Source organism: Planococcus sp. SSTMD024, from assembly GCF_041320495.1.
In the GTDB taxonomy this organism is placed as follows: domain Bacteria; phylum Bacillota; class Bacilli; order Bacillales_A; family Planococcaceae; genus Planococcus.
Genome location: NZ_JBGGNS010000007.1, coordinates 1 through 15,861 on the forward strand (window position 1 = coordinate 1; position 15,861 = coordinate 15,861).

The window sequence follows — 15,861 nt, forward strand, 5'->3', positions numbered from 1 at the left end:
AGGGCGACCCTCGCAAAAGCCGTTCGCGCGCCAAGGCGCTCGTGACGTCTTTCGTTGACGTTTTGCTGTTCAGTTTTCAAGGTTCAAAATAATGATGGAGCGGGTGAAGGGAATCGAACCCTCATCATCAGCTTGGAAGGCTGAGGTTTTACCACTAAACTACACCCGCATATATAGAAGATAAATGGCGCGCCCGAGAGGACTCGAACCTCTAACCGCTTGATTCGTAGTCAAGTACTCTATCCAATTGAGCTACGGGCGCAAATAATTGAATATGTATGGTGCGGCCGAGAAGAGTCGAACTTCCACGGGATTTCTCCCACTAGGCCCTCAACCTAGCGCGTCTGCCATTCCGCCACGACCGCAAATAATATATTTTTTGAGACAAATTCTATTATATAACTTCTGCCCTTCTTTGTCAAGGACTATCCTTTTAAGTTCAAGTTCGTCTCAGTAACCCTGAAATTGGCTGGGGTACCTGGATTCGAACCAGGGCATGACGGGATCAAAACCCGTTGCCTTACCGCTTGGCTATACCCCATTGAAAAAATGGCGGTCCCGACCGGGATCGAACCGGCGATCTCCTGCGTGACAGGCAGGCATGTTAACCGCTACACCACGGGACCATTTGGTTGCGGGGGCAGGATTTGAACCTGCGACCTTTGGGTTATGAGCCCAACGAGCTACCGAACTGCTCCACCCCGCGACAATAATAATATTTTCAATTGCATCGCACATAAGTATTATATTAGAAAAAGTAATTCAATAATATGTATGGTGACCCCTACGGGATTCGAACCCGTGTTACCGCCGTGAAAGGGCGGTGTCTTAACCGCTTGACCAAGGGGCCAATTAAATGGCTCCGAAGGTAGGACTCGAACCTACGACCATCGCATTAACAGTGCGGTGCTCTACCACTGAGCTACTTCGGAATAATGTTTAAGTACTTGTCGACTTTTTCTATTATAAAGAGTCTAAGTGGAATCGTCAATACTTTTTATTCATCATTTTATATTTTAATTTGAGTTCTGTATTTCGTTTAGTAATCTGCATTTCAAATTGCCTGAGCCCACAGAGCATTTAGCTAGCCACTAGAGCTCTTATGTTAATAGATCACGAACAGTAGAGAACCGAACCTTCATTTAAAATGACGGCGGACGTTTCCCTTGGACTTTCCCAGTTCCATTCTTTCTCTTCTTCGATTGTATACGAATCGCCAGTATTTTCTTTTGCTCACTTTCATTTAAAAAGACTTCACTATAAGTCGCTAGACATCAAAAAAGAGCCGCTTAAAAAAGCGGCTCTACATTAAAAACTCTTTTCCCTTTTCATCCGCAACTTTCCGCTGCAGCGTCCACATCTGTACTTGGCAGTGTTCATCCGGATCCTTCTTGGGAATTCTGTTTTACAGGAGATGCATTCATATAGATGAAAGCCATTTGACTTCCGCCGTTTCTCTGCAAGGAGAGAACAAAAGCGCGGAGATCCGGTTTCTTGTAATAGCTTACGGAAATCCTTGTCCCGATGTTTGTATCCCTTTCCTTCAAGGTGCAGATGGTAATGGCACAGTTCATGCTTAATGATACCTGTCAGTTCATCACCGCCGAACTTTTCATAAGAAGCCGGGTTAATTTCAATGTTATGCGACCCCAGCAAGTAACGGCCACCTGTTGTCCGGAGGCGCTTATTGAATACGCCTTGATGGCGGAACGGCTTGCCAAAGACATCGCGGGAAATTTCTGCAATCATCTTGGTCAATTCTTCGTTCGTCATCTTATCTCTCCTGTAGATCGGGCTGTTGTTCTTTTGGCGGCAGCATCGTCAAGGCGATCCGGCCTTTTTGTTTTTCGACCTGGTCCACCCATACAGTGACGATATCTCCGACTGCCACAACATCAAGCGGGTGTTTAACAAATCCTTTTTTCAATTTAGAGATATGGACCAACCCGTCCTGTTTCACGCCAATATCGACAAAAGCTCCGAAGTCGACCACATTGCGCACCGTGCCTTGCACTTCCATTCCAGGAGTTAAGTCTTCCATCTTTAAGACGTCGCTCTTTAATAAGGGCTGAGGGAACTCATCCCGCGGGTCGCGGAATGGCTTCTTCAACGCATCCACGATGTCCTTAAGAGTCACTTTTCCGATTTCCCAATCTACGCTTAACGCTTCTAGATCTAAGTCTTCTAGCTTAGGGATAATTTCTGGGCGGCCGATCATTTTTTTGTCTGCATCGATCAACTTGAGGATCCTCTCAGCAGCTTCATAACTTTCGGGATGAATGCCGGTAGCATCGAGCGGGTTCTTCCCTTCCGTTATACGCAGGAAACCGACAGCTTGTTCATAAGTCTTGGCACCGAGGCGCGGAATTTTCTTTAATTGGACTCGGGAAGTGAAACGGCCATTCTCGTCTCTCACTTTGATAATATTTTCGGCGACGGTCTTACTGAGTCCGGCGACGTATTGGAGCAGAGAAGCAGAGGCTGAGTTAACATTTACGCCAACTTGGTTGACCGCAGTTTCGACAACGAAGGTCAATTGGTCTGCCAACTTTTTTTGCGAGACATCGTGTTGATATTGTCCAACGCCTACCGCTTTCGGGTCGATCTTCACGAGTTCTGAAAGTGGGTCTTGGAGACGGCGGGCGATGGAAGCTGCACTGCGTTCTTCGACTTGCAGGTCCGGAAACTCTGCCCGGGCTACATCGGAAGCCGAGTACACACTTGCGCCTGCTTCATTGACGATGACATATGATGCTTTCTTTGCCGTTTCGCCGAGGAAATCAGCTACGAATTGCTCGGTTTCACGTGATGCTGTGCCATTTCCAATTGCCATGATTTCAATAGGGTAGGTGTCGGTTAGACGTTGCAAGGTTTTCTTCGCGCCTTTTTGATCGGATTTTGGGGGATGCGGATAAATAACCGCCACTTCCAATAATTTCCCTGTCGCATCAATCACCGCTAATTTACATCCCGTTCGGTACGCCGGATCAATGCCGAGCACCATTTTATCTTTCATCGGGGGCTGTAATAAAAGATTGCGAAGGTTTTCCGAAAAGATGTGTATCGCCTGTGTTTCACCTTTTTCACTTAGTTCCGTACGGATTTCACGTTCAATGGATGGCTGGATTAGGCGTTTATAGCTGTCTCCAATGGCCTCTTCCACTTCTTTGGCGGCAGGGTTTCCTGATTTCATCCATTTGTCTTTCATTAAACGAACAATCCGGTCGACTGGAGGCGTGACAGTCACTTTCAATACACCCTCTTTTTCACCGCGGTTAATAGCCAAAATACGATGCGGGACAATCTTTTTAATGGCTTCACTGTATTCATAATACATTTGGAAGACGTGTTTCTCATCTTCATGGCCTTTTTTGGCCGCTGTCTCCAGCAGACCACTATCACGAGTCAAGCGACGGGCTTTTTCACGGATCTCAGGGTCGTCCGCAAAAAGCTCAGCTAAAATATCCTGTGCTCCTGCAATTGCTTCTTCAGCAGTTTCAACACCCTTTTCATTATTGATATAACGGGCTGCAACAGCCTGCAACTGCTCTTTTCCTGGTTTTAAAAGCCACTCTGCCAGTTCCTGGAGACCTTTTTCTTTTGCGATGATCGCCTTTGTGCGGCGTTTTTGTTTATAAGGACGGTACAAATCTTCTACACGTTGAAGAACTGTGGCTCCTTTTATGGCTTTTTCAAGCTCAGGGGTCAGTTGTTGTTGTTCTTCGATCGAGCGTATAACATCAGTTTTTCTTTGTTCCAAATTCTGGATATATGTATATCGGTCTTCAACCGCTTTAATTTGGACTTCATCCAATGAACCGGTCGCTTCTTTTCGGTAACGGGCAATAAATGGCACCGTGTTTCCGTCTTCCAGCAGCTCAATGACTTGTTTTGCCTGGTTCGGTTTAACGCCGGCTTCTTTGGCGATTAATGCGTGCAATTGCTGAGTATCCATTCTATGCACTTCCTTTCTACTTCTCTATTTTAACATGCCAGTGATAATCGGCGGAACAAGCCTCTTCCATATCGTTTACACCATAAAAAAGAAGCCTCTTCTTAGTGAAGAAGGCTTCCTGAAATCAATGTTGCATCGTCACCTGTTTGAATGGATGCAAGAATATCTTCGTACAAACGTTTAGGCGCTCCCGCTCTTCTCATCATCGCTTTTGGATTACGTAAATCCACGCCATCTGAGTGAATCAGGAACAAATCATTTTCCAAATACGTATAAAGCTGGGTTTTCAGCTTTTGGGGCCTTCCCGAGAGATAGCCCATCACAGGTAGTGGATAAATCACTTCATCGGTTTCTCTTCTATAAAGATAGAAACGGATATTGCCTACACAACTGTATTCCAGAGTGCGCTTCTTGAAATCCACTTTAAAGATGGCGACTGCTGCCCCACGTTTTTGCATCATTAATCCATTAAAGCGGTTCATCAATTGATCGATTGTCTCATGATGATATTCTTTCAAAATTTGCGGGATGACCTGTGACGATTCGCGCGCCACAGGACCACTTCCCAAACCATCGGCTACGGAGCAAATAAAGTATTCATCCGTCAATACAGTGAAATAACTATCGCCGGATTCATAATTCCCTTTTTTTGCTGCGTTGTAGGCATAGGCTTCTACATTTTCATGGCGAATTTCCTCCACTAGGAAACCCCGCCAGCAGCCAAAATGGCTTCCTGGAGCTTTTTAATGGCTTTTCGTTGAAGGCGTGAAACGTGCATCTGGGAAATTCCCAGGCGGTCGCCCGCTTCCTTCTGGCTCAGCTGCTCTATGTAGGTGTATTGGATGATCTGCTTTTCCCGATCGGAAAGGACGTTCATCGCTTCCGCCACGAGCATGCGCTGATCCGCTTTTTCATATCCGTCGTCTTCTTGGCCGACTACATCAAACAATGTAACCGTACTGCCGTCCGAATCCGCCTCGAGTGAATGGTCCATGGAAAGTGCTTGATAGCTTTTGCCCATCTCCATCGCTTCCAAAACGTCGTCTTCGTCAACATCCAGATATTCAGCGATTTCCCAAACTTGCGGAGAACGCTGAAGCTCTGTCGTCAACACTTCAACCGTTGCTTTGATGCGTGGCCCCAGTTCTTTTATGCGGCGCGGGACATGGATGGCCCATGTTTTGTCACGCAAAAAGCGCTTGATTTCACCGATGATGGTCGGTACCGCGAAAGCTTCAAAACTGCGGCCATAAGATGGGTCATAACGCCGGATTGCACCGAGCAAGCCAAGCATGCCCACTTGTGCAATGTCTTCGTGGTAGGATTTCCCATTTGAATACTTACGGGCAATCGATTCCACGAGACGGCGGTAATTGAGGACCAGGTTTGTCTGGGCTTCCTCATCCTCCGTTTTTTGATAAGCTTCAATCCATTCCAGTACCTGTTCTTTCGTTGGCTGATTAGGATGAGATTGTTTCGACATCCTCTTCCACCCGCTCTCCTTCAACATGCTTGGTCATAAAGACAGTAACGCCTTCCTGATGATGCACTTTCACTTCATCCATAAGCGTTTCGATCAAATACAGGCCGAGACCCCCTTCGCGCAGGAACGCTCCCTCTTCCTGATCGTGATACGGGCCCACTTTCGCCTTGGTTTCTTCAAAGTTGAAGCTTTGGCCGTGGTCGGCTACCATGATTTCAATTTTATCTTCATATAACGCGCAACCGATGACCACTTCGCCTTCTTCACCTTCAGAATAAGCGTGCTGGACAGCGTTTGTCACCGCTTCACTTGAAGCGATCTTCAAATCTTCAATATCATCAAATGAAAAACCGATGCGGCTTGCAAGGCCTGAAATCGTCAGACGGGCAACGCCTACGTACTGGGATTTGGCCGGGACGCGCATCTCTACATAATCGAAAGGACGCATGATTAAATCCCACCCTTCCCGATTGCTGCTTCAATATCCATAATATCGCCTAGGCCTGTAATATCGAAAAGGCGCTTCAAGCGGCTCGAAAGGCCAGTCAGTTTCAGATGGCCACCCTTTGCATTGATCGATTTATAGAACGCGACAAAAACACCCAAGCCCGTACTATCCATGTAATCGACACCGGATAAATCCAGTTCGGCATTCAAGCCTTCCTGCCCCTGGTACGCTTCCAATTTTTCACGGAGTACCGGTGCTGTATGTGCATCGATTTCCCCGTGAATATCGCCTTTTAATTTATTGTCATTTTCTGTCAAATTAACTTGAATATTCATCTCTATATGACACCCCGTTTTGTATGATTCAATTCGGCTGTAAAAAAGCCATTCTAAGCTTTCATACCCGCTGCCCAATGGCTTTAAACATCGAATTAAACCTTCTTGTAAACCACTAAAGTGAAATCATCCTGTAGTTCTGCATTCTGCATTCGTTCAAGTTCATCATAGACATGTTGGACAATTGCCTGAGCCGGTTGGTTCTTCTTTTGCTCAATCAATTTATAAATGACCTCACGCTCGATAAAGCCTTCTTCCGTGCGGCCTTCGGTCACCCCGTCCGTCATCATGATGACCATATCGCCTTTGTCCAAGGTGACGGAATGCTCTTCGTATACTGCTGCCGGAGAAACACCGAGCAGCAAGCCTTTTGCTTCGAGTTCATCAAATTCACCTGTAGCTGCGCGGTAGAGAATGGCAGGCTCGTGGCCAGCCGATCCGTATGTAAGTTTGGCTGCCCCCGCATCGTAATTTGCGTAGAACATCGACACGAACATCGAATCATCGACACTTTTTTCCACGATGCGGTTAATGACCCCGAGCACGTCTTTCGGCATGGCGTGCGAGCTGTTCAAGCTGTCCATGCCGAATTTGATCATGGACATGCAAAGAGCCGCCGGCAGGCCTTTGCCGATAACATCGGCAACGGCCACCCCAGCGTATCCATCATAATCACTGACAAAATAAATATAATCCCCGTTCATCTTCTTGGCCGGAATCGACAATAAGCCGATATCCAGCCCGTCAAGCGACGGCAATTTCGTTTTGAGCAAAGTTTCCTGCACGTTTGCCGCCAAGTCCATCTCTACTTTCAACTCTTCCTGGCGCTTCAGCAAACTTTGGCGTTCCTGCAATGCCAAGCCATAATTGATCATCATTTCGATCAGAAAATCGAATGAATGCCAAACAACATCCGGGAGATCGCTATAGAGCTCCCGGATGGCTGCTTTGTGCATACTGATCACTTCTTCCGGAGAAATGTTCTCCAAAATCAGTTGCCTGCTGAAATTTTGGCCGACGTACAAATTTTGTTCCGTCTGCTTTTTTACGTATTCGTTCAGAATTTCCTGATACTGTGCTTCAATATGTTGAGGCATTTAGCGTTCCCCCTAGCGGAGCCACTTCGTAGCCCGTATATCTGTCCCTTCGCCTTGGATCGTTTCGATCTTGAAATCGTCCATCAAGCGCTTGACACCTGGCAGGCCTGCACCCAATCCTCCTGATGTCGTAAAACCGTCTTCCATTACTTTTCTGACATCCGGGATTCCCGGGCCGCTATCGGCCGCGATGATTAAGATTCCCTTCATGCCGTTTTCGGTCAGCTGCTGGATTTCAATCCTGCCCTGGCCGGCATATAAATAAATATTGCGGGCAAGCTCACTGATGGCCGTCGTAATCCGCGCTTGGTCCACGGTGCCGAAGCCGAGTTCTTTGGCGACATTGCGCCCAAGCTGCCGTGCCGCTACAATATCCCATTCTGTTAAAATTTCCACTGAGGATTGGTCGCTCATCTTCAAGCCTCCAATTCCAGTTGAAGTTTCTCCAAGCCGTTCTCTAGGTCAAGTGCCGTCATAACATCTTCAAGTCGAATTCCGAGCTCGATCAAAGTGATGGCAACTGCCGGCTGGATACCGGTAATAACCACTCTTGCCCCCATCAGGCTGGACATGCTGATGACATCCCCCAGTACTTTGGCAATGAATGAATCAATAAAGTCGATAGACGTCAAATCGATGACCACCCCGCGGGCACTGGTTTCATGCAATTTAGTCAAAAGATCTTCCTGGAACTGCAAAGCTGTTTGGTCATCCAGTTCCCATTGGATCGAAACGATTAATGTATCTTTCAGTTTTAGAATTGGGATTCTCACATTCATACTTCTTCAACCTCCACAATTTTTCGGTTTGTCCAAGCCAACGCTTGTTCTACGCCGCGCTGCAATGTGCTTGTTGTCGTAAAGTCGTTCAAATTGATGCCGAGCGTTACGATTGTCTGGGCAATTTCAGGGCGTATGCCGACGAGCATGCATTTTGCCCCGACCAAACGCACTGCGTCTGCAGCTTGGATAATGTGATGGGCGACCATCGTATCGACGACCGGCACGCCAGTAATATCCAGCAGCACCACTTCCGCACGATGTTTAACAACACCGTCGAGCAGGTTCTCCATAATTAATTTCGCCCGTTCCGTGTCAATCGTTCCAACGAGCGGCATGACAGAAACCTTATCGAACACCGGGATCAGGGAAGCAGACAGTTCCTGCAACGCAATCTTCTGCAAGCTGACCGTGCGCTCCCAGGTTTTAGAGTATGTGTCGATCATGCTGTTGCGGATTGGCGTGGCCCAATTTGCAAATTCATGGATAAATCCATCCATGTTGTTTGGATGGATCGTGCCGGCATCACGCATTCCTTCGTAAACGATCTCAGCAAAATGGTCGATTGCTTTTGTCATAAACGTGATGGACCAGCCAAGGCGCACCACTTTCTCGGCAAAATCCTGCAAGCGGCTTTCGTAGACCTGATGGCTTTCGAGAAGACTCGAAGTCATCAGTCCTGCGAATTCACGGCTCGTCTGGTTCACCATATCTTCCGACATCACCTGAAATGAAGGTTCGTCCTTTTCATCTCGCATCATTTGCTGCCATTCGGCAATGATGCCGGTCATGTTTTCTTGTATATATGTAGCCATTTGTTTGTTCATCTTGTCGTAAAACCCTCCCGGTGACCCTAGCAGCCACAATTTCATACTTGTCTATCCATTGTATCGGAAAACGAAGCATTTCACATCTTTTTTGATGAACCTGTCCCATTATGATGATTTTCTATACGAAAATACCCCGAGAATAGCCATCCCGGGGCATTACCATGGAGTATGTATGCTAAAATTTTACAAGTCCGACACTGATTTCCAAGGCTTCATCCACCTTCTCCATCAACGCATCGTCCAGCTGTGTGATCTTATCAGTCAAACGCGATTTATCAATCGTCCGCAATTGCTCAAGCAAAATAACAGAATCACGCTCAAAGCCGTATTTCTTGGCATTGATTTCCACGTGGGTCGGTAATTTGGCTTTCTGGATCTGGGCGGTGATCGCCGCAATGATCACTGTTGGGCTAAATCGGTTCCCGATATCGTTTTGTATCACCAAGACCGGTCGGGTCCCGCCTTGCTCAGACCCGACGACCGGTGATAATTCTGCGAAAAAAACATCCCCGCGTTTTACAATCAAGTTGTCACCCTCCGCTTACGAGTTGCACTGTCGTGTGCTCCGCTTCGTACTCAGCGTGCGAACATTCGCAGGCAATCGACAGGTTGATCTGCGACATTTCCACGTAGCCCTTGATCATCGCTTCCCGAATATGATATGAATCGTAGACATTTTTTGTTACCCGTTGAGTGGATACATAGATGAATTCACCGTTCTCCTCAATGCGTTCATCTGAATGGGCAGTAAGTTCCGACATGAATTGTTTCGGCAACTTGACTACCACTTCTTTCGTCTTTGACTTCTCGTACACAGCCGACACCTCCGAAAATCCCGATCTCTGTCTAGTTTACCTTCTCATCTTACCATTGAATCGTTCGACTGAAAAGGCGATCCGGCATTTTTGGTGCCATTCACATAGACGCGCGGAACCCGCTTCGTCAAAATACAAGGGATCTCATAGGGGATTGTGCCCAGCTTTTCGGCCCATTCATCGATTAAGATTTCCCCGTCCCCTTGGCGGCCGATCAACTGGACTGGCTCTCCGACTGGCAGCTGCTCCGTCAAGCGGACCATGCATTGGTCCATGCAGATGCGCCCGACGATCGGCACACGCTCGCCACGCACCAGCACTTCCTGCCCTTGCAAACCGCGCAGCATGCCGTCCGCATAACCGACAGGAAGCGTAGCGATCCATTCTTCCTGTTCACTCCGGTACGTCGCGCCGTAGCTGATTGTCGCACCCGGCTGCACTTTCTTGATGTGGACGATTTCCGTTTCCAAGCCAAGTGCCGGCTCAAGCGCAATCGGCGAATGTTCGCCAACGTAAGGAGACGGCGCGATGCCATAAAGTGAAATGCCGATCCGAACCGCATCGCATGCAACGGACGGATGCATAAGCGCCGCGGCGCTGTTTGACACATGAACCATGACCCGTTCCGGCAATTGCTCCAATACGCCGTTCATCCGCTCGACTTGCTGCTCAAAAAGCGTGAGATCTTCATCGTCTGCTGCCGCAAAATGCGTAAAGATGCCATCGAACGAAAAACTTTCCGAAGCCAGTTTGGCAAATGCCGTCTTTGCTTCCCCGGGCTGTATACCGAGGCGCCCCATTCCGGTGTCGACTTTCAAATGCACTTGCAGCGGCTGTCCTGGAGCGGCCGCTTTCTCAGCCACCTCGATCCACTCAAGCGACAGGGCGGTGACGGTGATATTTTCACGCTGCGCGACAGGTACGAATGCAGCAGGCACTGCTCCCATTACGAGGATGTCCTGTTCAATTCCCGCCCGGCGAAGCAACAGCGCTTCGTCTGGCGTGGCGACTGCCAGCGTACGGACGCCGCAATCAATAGCCGTGCGGGCAATTTCTTCTGCCCCGTGGCCATAGCCGTCCGCTTTGACGACCGCGATCACTTCGGCGTCGCCAGCCCGTTTTTGAAAAGCCGCGAGATTATTCCGGATCGCTTCTAAATTGATCACTGCTTTTGTCGGTCGAAACATTTCCATATTCTACACATCCTGTTCATTCGGTTTGCAAAACAACTTGCGCGGCGGCAAATTCTTTTGAATGGGTGATTGAAACGAACCCGCATTCCACACCGCGGAAAAACATGCCGGGTTTGCCGTTTTCATCTTTTTTGATTTCCATATCCGAAAAAGGGCATGCTGCGCCAATTCCGGTACCGCGAGCTTTGGCGAATGCTTCTTTCGCTGCAAAGCGCCCTGCCAAAAATTCGGTTTTGCGTTTATTCTTCAATAGAAGATACTCGGCTAGCTCCGATTCGGTCAGGACGCGCTCGCGGAATTTCGAAGATCTTTCATCAAGCTTGCGGATTCTTTCCAGCTCGACAATATCAAGACCGATTCCTGTTATCATAAAGGTTTCTCCTTTCATTCGCAAATGGGTAACGGGTATAATAAAGCTATGAAATTGAGGTGACCTTATTGTTTATCAGAAGAGAAAGTTTTTCACAGTACTTAAGAATGTATCCGGTCGTGTCGACTTTGATCGCGTTGAATGTTTTCATTCATTTGCTGACATTTTTGCCGATGCTCGGCGAATACATTTATTTTTATGGCGTCGGGTCGAACTTCCATATCGCAAACGGCGAGTGGTGGCGCTTTGTGACGCCGATTTTCCTGCACGGCGGACTTATGCATTTGCTGTTCAATATGTTTTCGCTGTTCCTGTTCGGTCCGGAACTTGAGCGTTTGACCGGCAAGGTGCGTTTTATCACGATCTATATGCTGGCCGGCCTTTTCGCATCGGCCGCGACGTACTTCCTGCAGCCACTCGATTATTTACATGTCGGGGCAAGCGGCGCGATATTCGGCATCTTCGGCGCATTCGGCGCCCTCGTCTATTACGGCGGCCGCGCATTGCCGCAGCTCAAACAAATTATACTCCCGATCATCGTCATTAGTATAGTCATGACATTCGTGACGCCAAACATCAATGTCACGGCCCACATCGCCGGGATGATCACCGGATTCCTGATCGGGCTCAGCTATTTCCACCCGAAACGCATCGTCAGCTGGCGCGCTAAAAACCGCCGCTGACCCTCATGAAAAAACCCTCAGCCGATTTCACTCGGTTGAGGGTTTTTCGTGTGTTCAAGACCTGTTGCTTGCCGTTGCCTTGATGGCTCATACCAGGCCAGGATGCGTTCAGCATCTTCCCTCGCCAAGTTCGGCACGAGCGCGGTGGCTCCGAGCATGCCGGATTTTATTGTCGCATGGACAGAAGCGACATCGCGGCGTCGCTGGAAGATCGTCCGTGTTACCACTACCACTTGTATGCGTTTTTTCAGCATGTAAAAGCGGTGCAAGCTGATGCCCCGGAATTGCGCCGTCAATTGGCGGCCCGTAATGGCATATCCCGCCGAACGGTGCTGCCATAAGCCGATCGCAATGATGACCGGCACGACCGCAAGTGCCCACAAGCCATACGGATAGAAGAAATAACCCAGCGCCGCGAATGCCGGCACGAGCCAGCCGATCGACAGCCGGTAAAAGAACGGCCGGCTTCTTTTCGGCAAACGGGTCAGTTCCGGTGACCAGTCGAAATCAGGGAACAGTTCATCGAGGACCGGCTTCATCCTCTCTTGCTTCACGAGCGGGAACAAACGGATTTTTTCGTCTTTATCGGCCAAGGTGCCGCCCGCGCTTTCGACCGTGACGTTGACGTAGCCGAATAATTGGCGTAGCGGGTTTTGCGTCATTTTAATGCCCTGCACACGGTTGAACGGCACTGAGACTTTTTTCTTCTCCAACAAGCCGCGTGTAATGTAAATCCGTTCATCATCTGCATGGATGGTGAATTGATAATAGGCGATGAGTGTCATGGCCACCGAAATGACCCACGCAAGCAACAACCCGGCAAAGACGGTCAGCGCAACAACCAGGTAGCCGAAGCGCATGAACAGCATGACTTCCTCGTAAATCGCGTCATAGGGAATCAGTTCGGCAAACTGCGACAGGAATAAAGCGACACCGGATATGACGACGCCGATCCCCCCGGAAGTTGTCGCGAGCACCAATAATTCCTTCATGCTCATCCGGTACAACACACGCGCTTCTTCTTCCGCAGGCTCATCGCGCGGCGGCGCGGCTTCCACCGGCCCGTAGAGCTTTTCGCCGGATGCCTCGGCTTGCGTTGCGTAGCCGCGCTTCGCCATATGCATCTCCTGTTCGATGCGGTCGGCTTCCGCACGGTAAATGGCGGTCAATTCCGCTTCCGATTGCCCGGCTTTTCCGGAACCCGCCGTTTCGACTTTCACTTTCACGAGCCCGAGCGGCCGGTGGAAAATCCCTTCCGTATAATTCAAGCTTTGGATGCGCTCAAACGGGATGTAGCGTTTCTTTTTGACGAATAGACCGTATTCGATCCGCAGCTCCCCGTCTTCAAACCAGTAAACGAAGCGTTTCCATTTGATGATGCCGGCAATCAGCATGAACAACAACACAACCCCACCGATGATCAGCGGCAATAAGCCTTGCCAGCCTTGGGTGAACATGCCGGAAATGCCGTCTTCCCGGAACAGGTTCGCGCCGAAAATGATAACGAAAGGCAAGATTAATTCTTTCAGGCCTTTCAAGAAATTAATGAGTGCAGAAATCGGATGCAGTTTGTAGCGTGTCTCAGACATCATCTTCCGCCACCCTTGCAAGCACGGAAATACGGGAGCGCAATTCATCCGCTTCTTCCGTAATCAATGCTGGAATGGTATGGGTCGTTGCGGCAGTCGAAATGGAAATCTCCGATAGATCGTATTTGCGGAGAATCGGGCCTTGTTCGGTGTCGACATGCTGGACGCGGACCATCGGCACAAGCGTCCGTTTGACGATGAACAAGCCGTGCTGCAATTCGATTTCCTGGTCGCGCACTTCGTAGCGCCATCTTTCCCAGCGAATTTTCGGGAATAGATAGACGAACAGAAAAGCAAACAGCACTAAGACGCCTCCCGCTGCAGCATAAATCCAATTCGGCCAGTCGAAGAAATATGTAAGGGCCCCAATACCGGCCAACAGCACAGCGATGACCACTGTCTCGATCATCCCGTAGAGGCGCCAGACGGTCAGCCCTTTTCGCGAGATCCGATTTTTCGGTTGATGGTTCATTATGTCATCTCCAATCAAGAGTACTCTCTTCATCTATACGTTTCATGAACCGGAACGTTTCATTTCATTGTACCTTATTCCGAAACGACAAAAAAGACGGAGAATCGGCAGTTACTGCCGGTTCTCCGTCTCGTTATCGTATTAACTGGATTTTAGGATTCGTGACGGCGAGTGCGTCCTGGACGCCCTCCGCCTGAAGGACGGCTTGAGCTTGACTCACGGCGGCCTTTATAGCCACCGCCAGACGAACGTCCGCCGCCGCCTTTGCCTTTATATCCGCCGCCGGAACGTCCGCCGCCTTTACCTTTGTAGCCGCCACCGCCGCGTGATGGCAATGGGCGCTCTTCAGTAATTTGGACTGGCGCATCTTCCGGATCTTTCGTCAGCGTTTTAAGTGCTGCTGCAATCAAATCAACTGCATCGTGTTTTTCCAACATTTCTGTTGCAAGCTCACGGTAGCTGCCGAGGTTGTTTTTCTCGGTCATTGTTTCCAATTGCTCTACTGCAACACGCTGAAGTCCGATGACCGCTTCGTCAGCAGTCGGAGGAACTAGAGCTTCCATTTTCTTTTTCGTCGTTCTTTCAACGATTGACAAGTAGCCCATTTCGCGTGGTGTAACGAAAGTTACGGCTACGCCTTTTTTGCCTGCACGGCCAGTACGGCCGATACGGTGAACATAGCTTTCAGGGTCTTGCGGGATATCGAAGTTGTATACGTGGGATACGCCTGAGATATCAAGACCGCGTGCCGCTACGTCAGTGGCAACAAGGATGTCGATTTTGTTTGCTTTGAATTGCTTCAAAACAGACATGCGTTTCGCTTGGCTAAGGTCGCCGTGGATTCCTTCTGCAAGGTAACCGCGGAGGTTCAAAGCTTTCGCCAATTCGTCGACGCGGCGCTTCGTGCGTCCGAAGACGATTGCAAGCTCCGGCTGTTGAACGTTCAACAAACGGGAAAGGATGTCGAACTTCTCGCGTTCTACGGATTTCACGTAGAACTGCTCGATGTTCTCGACAGTCATTTCTTTCGACTTAATTTTAACGATTTCAGGTGTCTTCATGAATTTTTCTGCGATGCGGCGGATCGGATCCGGCATCGTTGCAGAGAACAGAAGCGTCTGACGGGTTTCAGGGACATTCGACATGATGGACTGAATGTCTTCGATGAAGCCCATGTTCAGCATTTCATCAGCTTCATCCAACACGAGTGTATTGACGTTTTCAAGCTTCAGCGTGCGGCGGTTGATGTGGTCAAGCAAACGACCAGGCGTGCCGACGATGATTTGAGGGCGGTTTTTCAAAGCGCGGATCTGGCGGCCGATTTCCTGGCCTCCGAATACAGACAAGATGCGCACGTTTTTGTCTTTACCTAGGTTGTAAAGTTCTTCAGAAACTTGGATCGCCAATTCGCGTGTCGGTGCAATGACCAAACCTTGCACATTTCCGTCGCGTGTGTCGATTTTCTCGATCAACGGAATACCGAAAGCGGTTGTTTTACCAGTACCTGTTTGTGCTTGCCCGATAATGTCTTTGCCTTCCATGCCCAGGCGGATTGTGCCTTCCTGGATAGGTGTCGCTTCCTCAAAGCCCATACGTCTTACGGATTTCAATGTTGTTTCGCTGATGTTTAATTCTGTAAATTTAACCAAATTTTTTCAATCTCCTTTTGTCTTCATCTTATTTACAAATGGTACACATTTTAGATGAATTTATGACAAGGTCGAGCCTTTATTAAGAACTTTCACGTCGAAAATCATGCTCTGGAGTTTTAAGTCAGAGGGGATGTGTGAACAGGAAAAGCTCGGTCGTTGC

The 15,861-nt window shown here is 48.9% G+C and carries 18 protein-coding genes and 8 tRNA genes; 1 reads left to right on the forward strand and 25 read right to left on the reverse strand.

Annotation, left to right across the window (positions count from 1 at the left end; all coding sequences use genetic code 11):
• Window positions 1-95: 95 nt before the first annotated feature.
• The 22 genes from AB9R92_RS01655 to acpS all read right to left on the reverse strand — a co-directional run bounded on the left by AB9R92_RS01655 (window position 96) and on the right by acpS (window position 11,305).
• Window positions 96-169, reverse strand: a tRNA-Gly gene (locus AB9R92_RS01655).
• Between the two features lie 16 nt (window positions 170-185).
• Window positions 186-262, reverse strand: a tRNA-Arg gene (locus tag AB9R92_RS01660).
• Window positions 263-279: 17 nt separating this feature from the next.
• Window positions 280-365, reverse strand: a tRNA-Leu gene (locus tag AB9R92_RS01665).
• A 101-nt stretch (window positions 366-466) separates the two neighbouring features.
• Window positions 467-541: transfer RNA gene (locus AB9R92_RS01670), tRNA-Gln, on the reverse strand.
• Window positions 542-550: 9 nt separating this feature from the next.
• Window positions 551-626: transfer RNA gene (locus AB9R92_RS01675), tRNA-Asp, on the reverse strand.
• A gap of 3 nt (window positions 627-629) precedes the next feature.
• Window positions 630-706: transfer RNA gene (locus AB9R92_RS01680), tRNA-Met, on the reverse strand.
• A gap of 69 nt (window positions 707-775) precedes the next feature.
• A tRNA-Glu gene (locus tag AB9R92_RS01685) sits at window positions 776-850 on the reverse strand.
• 7 nt (window positions 851-857) lie between these two features.
• Window positions 858-932 (reverse strand) — tRNA-Asn (locus AB9R92_RS01690).
• Window positions 933-1,308: 376 nt separating this feature from the next.
• Window positions 1,309-1,773 (reverse strand): SprT family protein, encoded by a 465-nt coding sequence (locus AB9R92_RS01695; protein ID WP_370667811.1) that lies wholly within the window; start codon window positions 1,771-1,773, stop codon window positions 1,309-1,311.
• A gap of 1 nt (window position 1,774) precedes the next feature.
• A complete protein-coding gene (locus AB9R92_RS01700) occupies window positions 1,775-3,955 on the reverse strand; it encodes a Tex family protein (RefSeq protein ID WP_370667812.1) in 2,181 nt (726 codons plus the stop codon).
• Window positions 3,956-4,056: 101 nt separating this feature from the next.
• Window positions 4,057-4,656, reverse strand: coding sequence for a PP2C family serine/threonine-protein phosphatase (locus tag AB9R92_RS01705; protein ID WP_121300975.1), 600 nt, complete (start codon window positions 4,654-4,656; stop codon window positions 4,057-4,059).
• Complete coding sequence (gene sigB, locus AB9R92_RS01710) at window positions 4,656-5,438, reverse strand: RNA polymerase sigma factor SigB (RefSeq protein WP_058381769.1); 783 nt, start codon at window positions 5,436-5,438, stop codon at window positions 4,656-4,658. Before sigB ends, AB9R92_RS01705 begins: the two co-directional genes overlap by 1 nt.
• Window positions 5,416-5,886, reverse strand: a complete 471-nt coding sequence (gene rsbW / locus AB9R92_RS01715; protein ID WP_058381770.1) for an anti-sigma B factor RsbW — start codon at window positions 5,884-5,886, stop codon at window positions 5,416-5,418. The genes sigB and rsbW overlap by 23 nt, the downstream gene beginning before the upstream one ends.
• A gap of 2 nt (window positions 5,887-5,888) precedes the next feature.
• A complete protein-coding gene (locus AB9R92_RS01720; protein ID WP_370667813.1) occupies window positions 5,889-6,221 on the reverse strand; it encodes an anti-sigma factor antagonist in 333 nt (110 codons plus the stop codon).
• Between the two features lie 95 nt (window positions 6,222-6,316).
• On the reverse strand, window positions 6,317-7,318 hold the full coding sequence (locus AB9R92_RS01725; RefSeq protein WP_370667814.1) for a PP2C family protein-serine/threonine phosphatase: 1,002 nt from the start codon (window positions 7,316-7,318) through the stop codon (window positions 6,317-6,319).
• A 12-nt stretch (window positions 7,319-7,330) separates the two neighbouring features.
• Window positions 7,331-7,732: an anti-sigma regulatory factor gene (locus AB9R92_RS01730; RefSeq protein WP_058381773.1), complete on the reverse strand. Its 402-nt coding sequence runs from the start codon at window positions 7,730-7,732 to the stop codon at window positions 7,331-7,333.
• A gap of 2 nt (window positions 7,733-7,734) precedes the next feature.
• Complete coding sequence (locus AB9R92_RS01735) at window positions 7,735-8,097, reverse strand: STAS domain-containing protein (RefSeq protein WP_058381774.1); 363 nt, start codon at window positions 8,095-8,097, stop codon at window positions 7,735-7,737.
• On the reverse strand, window positions 8,094-8,924 hold the full coding sequence (locus AB9R92_RS01740) for an RsbT co-antagonist protein RsbRA (RefSeq protein ID WP_370667815.1): 831 nt from the start codon (window positions 8,922-8,924) through the stop codon (window positions 8,094-8,096). Before AB9R92_RS01740 ends, AB9R92_RS01735 begins: the two co-directional genes overlap by 4 nt.
• Before the next feature lie 178 nt (window positions 8,925-9,102).
• Window positions 9,103-9,453 (reverse strand): type II toxin-antitoxin system PemK/MazF family toxin, encoded by a 351-nt coding sequence (locus tag AB9R92_RS01745; RefSeq protein ID WP_058381776.1) that lies wholly within the window; start codon window positions 9,451-9,453, stop codon window positions 9,103-9,105.
• A gap of 4 nt (window positions 9,454-9,457) precedes the next feature.
• Window positions 9,458-9,742, reverse strand: coding sequence for a hypothetical protein (locus AB9R92_RS01750; RefSeq protein ID WP_058381777.1), 285 nt, complete (start codon window positions 9,740-9,742; stop codon window positions 9,458-9,460).
• A gap of 44 nt (window positions 9,743-9,786) precedes the next feature.
• Window positions 9,787-10,935: an alanine racemase gene (gene alr / locus AB9R92_RS01755; RefSeq protein ID WP_370667816.1), complete on the reverse strand. Its 1,149-nt coding sequence runs from the start codon at window positions 10,933-10,935 to the stop codon at window positions 9,787-9,789.
• Between the two features lie 16 nt (window positions 10,936-10,951).
• Entirely contained in the window at window positions 10,952-11,305 is a 354-nt protein-coding gene (gene acpS / locus AB9R92_RS01760) for a holo-ACP synthase (protein WP_370667817.1), read from the reverse strand.
• A gap of 68 nt (window positions 11,306-11,373) precedes the next feature.
• On the opposite strand from acpS, the gene AB9R92_RS01765 reads away from it, so the two are divergent.
• Window positions 11,374-11,988: a rhomboid family intramembrane serine protease gene (locus AB9R92_RS01765; protein WP_370667818.1), complete on the forward strand. Its 615-nt coding sequence runs from the start codon at window positions 11,374-11,376 to the stop codon at window positions 11,986-11,988.
• A gap of 17 nt (window positions 11,989-12,005) precedes the next feature.
• Here the strand turns inward: AB9R92_RS01765 and AB9R92_RS01770 are convergent, their stop codons facing one another.
• The 3 genes from AB9R92_RS01770 to cshA form a co-directional block, all read right to left on the reverse strand.
• A complete protein-coding gene (locus tag AB9R92_RS01770; RefSeq protein WP_370667881.1) occupies window positions 12,006-13,577 on the reverse strand; it encodes a PH domain-containing protein in 1,572 nt (523 codons plus the stop codon).
• On the reverse strand, window positions 13,570-14,049 hold the full coding sequence (locus AB9R92_RS01775) for a PH domain-containing protein (protein ID WP_370667819.1): 480 nt from the start codon (window positions 14,047-14,049) through the stop codon (window positions 13,570-13,572). The genes AB9R92_RS01770 and AB9R92_RS01775 overlap by 8 nt, the downstream gene beginning before the upstream one ends.
• Window positions 14,050-14,201: 152 nt before the next feature.
• Window positions 14,202-15,698 (reverse strand): degradosome RNA helicase CshA, encoded by a 1,497-nt coding sequence (gene cshA / locus AB9R92_RS01780; RefSeq protein WP_370667820.1) that lies wholly within the window; start codon window positions 15,696-15,698, stop codon window positions 14,202-14,204.
• Window positions 15,699-15,861: the final 163 nt, after the last annotated feature.

Coding starts and splice junctions, on each gene's coding strand:
- AB9R92_RS01700 (WP_370667812.1), bottom strand. CDS start 3,955: ATGGATACTCAGCAATTGCACGCATTAATCGCCAAAGAAGCCGGCGTT.
- AB9R92_RS01695 (WP_370667811.1), bottom strand. CDS start 1,773: ATGACGAACGAAGAATTGACCAAGATGATTGCAGAAATTTCCCGCGAT.
- AB9R92_RS01720 (WP_370667813.1), bottom strand. CDS start 6,221: ATGAATATTCAAGTTAATTTGACAGAAAATGACAATAAATTAAAAGGC.
- AB9R92_RS01770 (WP_370667881.1), bottom strand. CDS start 13,577: ATGTCTGAGACACGCTACAAACTGCATCCGATTTCTGCACTCATTAAT.
- AB9R92_RS01730 (WP_058381773.1), bottom strand. CDS start 7,732: ATGAGCGACCAATCCTCAGTGGAAATTTTAACAGAATGGGATATTGTA.
- alr (WP_370667816.1), bottom strand. CDS start 10,935: ATGGAAATGTTTCGACCGACAAAAGCAGTGATCAATTTAGAAGCGATC.
- acpS (WP_370667817.1), bottom strand. CDS start 11,305: ATGATAACAGGAATCGGTCTTGATATTGTCGAGCTGGAAAGAATCCGC.
- sigB (WP_058381769.1), bottom strand. CDS start 5,438: ATGTCGAAACAATCTCATCCTAATCAGCCAACGAAAGAACAGGTACTG.
- rsbW (WP_058381770.1), bottom strand. CDS start 5,886: ATGCGTCCTTTCGATTATGTAGAGATGCGCGTCCCGGCCAAATCCCAG.
- AB9R92_RS01740 (WP_370667815.1), bottom strand. CDS start 8,924: ATGAACAAACAAATGGCTACATATATACAAGAAAACATGACCGGCATC.
- AB9R92_RS01735 (WP_058381774.1), bottom strand. CDS start 8,097: ATGAATGTGAGAATCCCAATTCTAAAACTGAAAGATACATTAATCGTT.
- AB9R92_RS01725 (WP_370667814.1), bottom strand. CDS start 7,318: ATGCCTCAACATATTGAAGCACAGTATCAGGAAATTCTGAACGAATAC.
- AB9R92_RS01775 (WP_370667819.1), bottom strand. CDS start 14,049: ATGAACCATCAACCGAAAAATCGGATCTCGCGAAAAGGGCTGACCGTC.